We start from the raw sequence: 5,102 nt of genomic DNA on the forward strand, positions 1-5,102 counted from the left end.
CCCCCTTCTCAGTTCAAGCGTACGGCTCGGTGCCGTCCACCGGTCAGCGGCGCCCTGGCCTCCCACGGGCTGACCCCGCAGTACTCTCGGCGCGATGGGGCTTAGCTTCCGGGTTCGGAACGGGACCGGGCGTGCCCCCCATGCTCTGGCCGCTGACCGGTGGGCGGCGCCCACCGTATCTTCGGTGTCCTGGGTCGATATCGCGTGCCCTGGGGGCCGCATGGCGCATAGGGGAGGTGACTCGGGGGCATCCTCGTGCCCGGACCGCGCTTCTGAGCGCTGGGTCCCGCGGGCCGCGAGGTGCGGTTCCGGAAGAGCTCGGGCGATTAGTGCGGCTCGGCTGAGGACGTCGCCGTCCTTGCACCTGCCGTCTATCGACCAGGTAGTCTACCTGGGCCCTTACCGGAAGGAGAACTAATCCCTGGAACGGCTTCCCGCTTAGATGCCTTCAGCGGTTATCCGCGCCGCACGCGGCTACCCGGCCGTGCCGTTGGTCGACAACCGGTTCACCGGAGGTGCGTCCACCCCGGTCCTCTCGTACTGGGGGCAGCCTCCATCGATTCTCCTGCGCCCACGGAGGATAGGGACCGAACTGTCTCACGACGTTCTGAACCCAGCTCGCGTACCGCTTTAAACGGCGAACAGCCGTACCCTTGGGACCTGCTCCAGCCCCAGGATGCGATGAGCCGACATCGAGGTGCCAAACCTTGCCGTCGATGTGGACTCTTGGGCAAGATCAGCCTGTTATCCCCGGAGTACCTTTTATCCGTTGAGCGACGGCCCACCCACTCGGGGCCGCCGGATCACTAGAGCCTGCTTTCGCACCTGCTCGGCTTGTGGGCCTCGCAGTCAAGCCCGCTTGTACTCTTGCATTCAAAAGGACGGTTGCCGACCGTCCCGAGCGGACCTTCGCGCGCCTCCGTTACCCTTTAGGAGGCGACCGCCCCAGTCAAACTGCCCGCCTGGCACGGTCCCCGAGCCGGTTGACGGCCTCGGGTTAGGACGCCGGTCGCGCGAGGGCAGTATTCCAAGGGCGGCTCCCCGGGGGCTGGCGCCTCCGGATCTGTGCCTCCTGCCTATCCTCTACACGCGGGACCAGCGGCCAATGCCAAGCTGCAGTGAAGGTTCACGGGGTCTTTCCGTCCTTCCGCGGGTAAGTCGCATCTTCACGACCAGTGCAATTTCACCGGGTCCATGGTCGAGACAGCGCCCAAGTCGTTGCGCCTTTCGTGCAGGTCGGAACTTACCCGACAAGGAATTTCGCTACCTTAGGACCGTTATAGTTACGGCCGCCGTTTACCGGGGCTTGGCTTCGGGGCTTCGCCGAGACGGCTAACTCCTCCGCGTGACCTTCCGGCACCGGGCAGGCGTCAGACCCTATACGTCGCCTTGCGGCTTCTGCAGAGTCCTGTGTTTTTGGTAAACAGTCGCTTGGGCCTCTCCACTGCGGCCCGCCTCCGCTCCCCGGGCGAGCCGGTTCACGTACGCGCGGGCACCCCTTCTCCCGAAGTTACGGGGCCATTGTGCCGAGTTCCTTGACCATGGTTGACCCGATCGCCTCGGTATGTTCTACCCACCCACCTGTGTCGGTTTGCGGTACGGGCGCGCACGCGCCTGCCTAGGGGTTTTTCTAGGGACCTCGGGCTCACTCGCTTCGCTCAATCGCTTCGTCCGGAGCCTCGCCCTTGATGCGGACCGGATTTCCCTGGTCCGCGGGCCGCGCTCCATCACGGGGACGTCCAGAACCCCGCCGAGCCACCCCCATCCGTCGCCCCGTCGGTCGTAGCGCCGCGTGCGCGGTGCAGGAATGTCTGCCTGCTGCGCGTCGGCTACGCCTACCGGCCTCGCCTTAGCCCCCGACTGACCCTGGGAGGATTAGCCTTGCCCAGGAAACCTCGGGTTCACGGCGGACGAGTTACTCTCTCGTCTCTCGCTACTCATGCCAGCATTCTCACTCCCATGCGCTCCACCGTCGGTCGCCCTCCGGCTTCTCCGCCCATGGGAAGCTCCCCTACCGATTCTAATGAATTAAAATCCCGCCGCTTCGGTGTCCAGCTTAGCCCCGTGTATTGTCGGCGCATGTCCACTCGACCAGTGAGCTGTTACGCACTCTTTGAATGTATGGCTGCTTCTAAGCCAACATCCTGGTTGTCTGGGCGGACGCACATCCTTTGCCACTCGGCTGGAACTTGGGGACCTTAGCGGGCGGTCCGGGCTGTTTCCCTCTCGAGCACACAGCTTAGCCCACATGCTCTGACTGCCGCGCTCTGGGCCGCCGGCATTCGGAGTTCGGTTGGATTCGGTAGGCGGCGAAGCCCCCTCGTCCATCCGGTGCTCTACCTCCGGCGGTGAACGCGCGACGCTAGCCCTAAAGCTATTTCGGGGAGAACGAGATATCTCCGGGTTTGATTGGCCTTTCACCCCTATCCGCAGGTCATCGCCGCCGTTTTCAACCGACGTGCGTTCGGCCCTCCACGGGGTCTTACCCCCGCTTCAGCCTGCCCACGGATAGCTCACCCGGCTTCGCGTCCGCGGCGCGGGACTCAAGTCGCCCTGTTAAGGCTCGCTTTCGCTCCGGCTCCCTTTCGGTTAACCTCGCCCCGCGCCAGCGACTCGCTGGCTCATTCTACAAAAGGCACGCCGTCACACCATAAAGGTGCTCCGACTGCTCGTGGGCGCACGGTTTCAGGTACTGTTTCACTCCCCTCCCGGGGTGCTTTTCACCTTTCCCTCACGGTACTGGTGCGCTATCGGTCACAGGGTAGTACTCAGGCTTGGATGGTGGTCCACCCAGGTTCGGACCGGGTTTCACGTGCCCGGCCCTACTCAGGGACCGCGTCGCGCCGTCCGGTCTGGGTTCGCGTACGGGGCTGTCACCCGCTGCGGCCGGCCCTCCCATGCCGTTCCGCTCCCCAGCCGGACCTGCGCCCGGGGGCGGCAGCCCCCGGATGCGCGGCCCTGCAACCCCGCCGGCGGAACCCCTGCCGGGTATGCCCGCTCGACGGTTTGGCCATCGGTCCCCTTTCGCTCGCCGCTACTCGGGGAGTCTCGAGATTGATTTCCTCTCCTCCGGGTACTTAGATGTTTCAGTTCCCCGGGTTGTCCTCCCCGGCCCTATGTGTTCGGGCCGGGGATATCCACACCTCTGTGGATGGGTTCGCCCATTCGGAGACCCCCGGGTCGAAGGATGTGTGCTCCTCGCCGGGGATTATCGCAGCTTGCCGCGTCCTTCATCGGCTCCCTGTGCCAAGGCATCCGCCGTGCGCCCGTGGTATCTTGCGGGACCGCTCTCGGGCCCGCGGGATATCCACGTGTCGCTAATAAAAATTAATCGATATCATGAATAGCGCTCGTATGTCGCAATTCGGGTATCTCATACCGCGGCACAGTAGTTGAACTGTGCTCGCGATCAGATGCTCCTCACTCATATATAAGTGAATTCTTCTTGTTTGGATCGGATGAATGATTGCTATCATTCTGTCTTTAAATCGCAGAAAAGAATCGAGTCTGGAAGAGGATACTCTTCCATCTCTCTCCTATCGCTATGCGGCTCTCAAGGTACGCGGGTGCGACCCCGGGGACCGGGTGCTGCGGGGACTTACTCCGGGCGACATCTACCGGACGGGCTCCTGCCCTCTATTCGAGTTAAGTTGATCTCTCTAGAAGATTTATCTCCCTAGAAAGGAGGTGATCCAGCCGCACCTTCCGGTACGGCTACCTTGTTACGACTTCACCCCCCTCACCCTCCACACCTTCGGCGCCTCCCCCCTTGACGGTTGGGCCGGCGACTTCGGGTGCAGACGACTCGGGTGGTGTGACGGGCGGTGTGTACAAGGCCCGGGAACGCATTCACCGCGGCATGCTGATCCGCGATTACTAGCAACTCCGACTTCATGGGGGCGGGTTGCAGCCCCCAATCCGAACTGGGGCCGGCTTTCCGGGATCCGCTCCCCCTCGCGGGGTGGCATCCCTCTGTACCGGCCATTGTAGCACGTGTGCAGCCCAGGGCATAAGGGGCATGATGACTTGACGTCGTCCCCGCCCTCCTCCGCCTTGACGGCGGCGGTCCCGCGTGGGTTCCCGGCATCACCCGATGGCAACACGCGGCGGGGGTTGCGCTCGTTGCGGGACTTAACCCAACATCTCACGACACGAGCTGACGACAGCCATGCACCACCTGTATGGGCTCCTCTCGGCCACGGGGTCTCCCCCGCTTCACCCATATGTCAAGCCCTGGTAAGGTTCTTCGCGTTGCTTCGAATTAAGCCACATGCTCCGCTGCTTGTGCGGGCCCCCGTCAATTCCTTTGAGTTTTAGCCTTGCGGCCGTACTCCCCAGGCGGGACGCTTAATGCGTTGGCTGCGGCACGGGGGGATCGTCCCCCCACACCTAGCGTCCATCGTTTACGGCTGGGACTACCAGGGTATCTAATCCTGTTCGCTCCCCCAGCTTTCGCGCCTCAGCGTCGGTCTCGGCCCAGAGGGCCGCCTTCGCCACCGGTGTTCCACCCGATATCTGCGCATTCCACCGCTACACCGGGTGTTCCACCCTCCCCTACCGGACCCAAGCCGCGGAGGTTCCGGGGGCTTCGGGGGGTTGAGCCCCCCGCTTCGACCCCCGGCCTGCCGGGCCGCCTACGCGCGCTTTACGCCCAATGAATCCGGATAACGCTCGCCCCCTACGTATTACCGCGGCTGCTGGCACGTAGTTAGCCGGGGCTTCTTCTGCAGGTACAGTCTTGACTCTTCCCTGCTGAAAGCGGTTTACGACCCGAAGGCCTCCGTCCCGCACGCGGCGTCGCTGCGTCAGGGTTCCCCCCATTGCGCAAGATTCCCCACTGCTGCCTCCCGTAGGAGTCTGGGCCGTGTCTCAGTCCCAATCTGGCCGGTCGGTCTCTCAACCCGGCTACCCGTTGTCGGCACGGTGGGCCGTCACCCCGCCGTCTACCTGATGGGCCGCGGAGCCATCCCCTCCCGTCGGGGCTTTAGCCGGGGTGCCATGCGGCACCCCGGGGTATCCGGTATTACCCGTCCTTTCGGGCGGCTATCCCGGGGGAGGGGGCAGGTTCTCCACGTGTTACTCAGCCGTTCGCCACTCGCTTC

Annotated in this window: 3 rRNA genes; all 3 read right to left on the reverse strand. The window is 63.9% G+C overall.

Going from position 1 to position 5,102, the window contains the following annotated elements:
• Positions 1-41 precede the first annotated feature (41 nt).
• Positions 42-157: ribosomal RNA gene (rrf, locus tag AAAX75_RS09940) — 5S ribosomal RNA — on the reverse strand.
• 149 nt (positions 158-306) lie between these two features.
• Positions 307-3,282: ribosomal RNA gene (locus AAAX75_RS09945) — 23S ribosomal RNA — on the reverse strand.
• 398 nt (positions 3,283-3,680) lie between these two features.
• Positions 3,681-5,102 (reverse strand): 16S ribosomal RNA (locus AAAX75_RS09950); the annotation flags it as partial.

Source organism: Collinsella sp. CLA-ER-H7 (assembly GCF_040092345.1).
Taxonomy (GTDB): domain Bacteria; phylum Actinomycetota; class Coriobacteriia; order Coriobacteriales; family Coriobacteriaceae; genus Collinsella.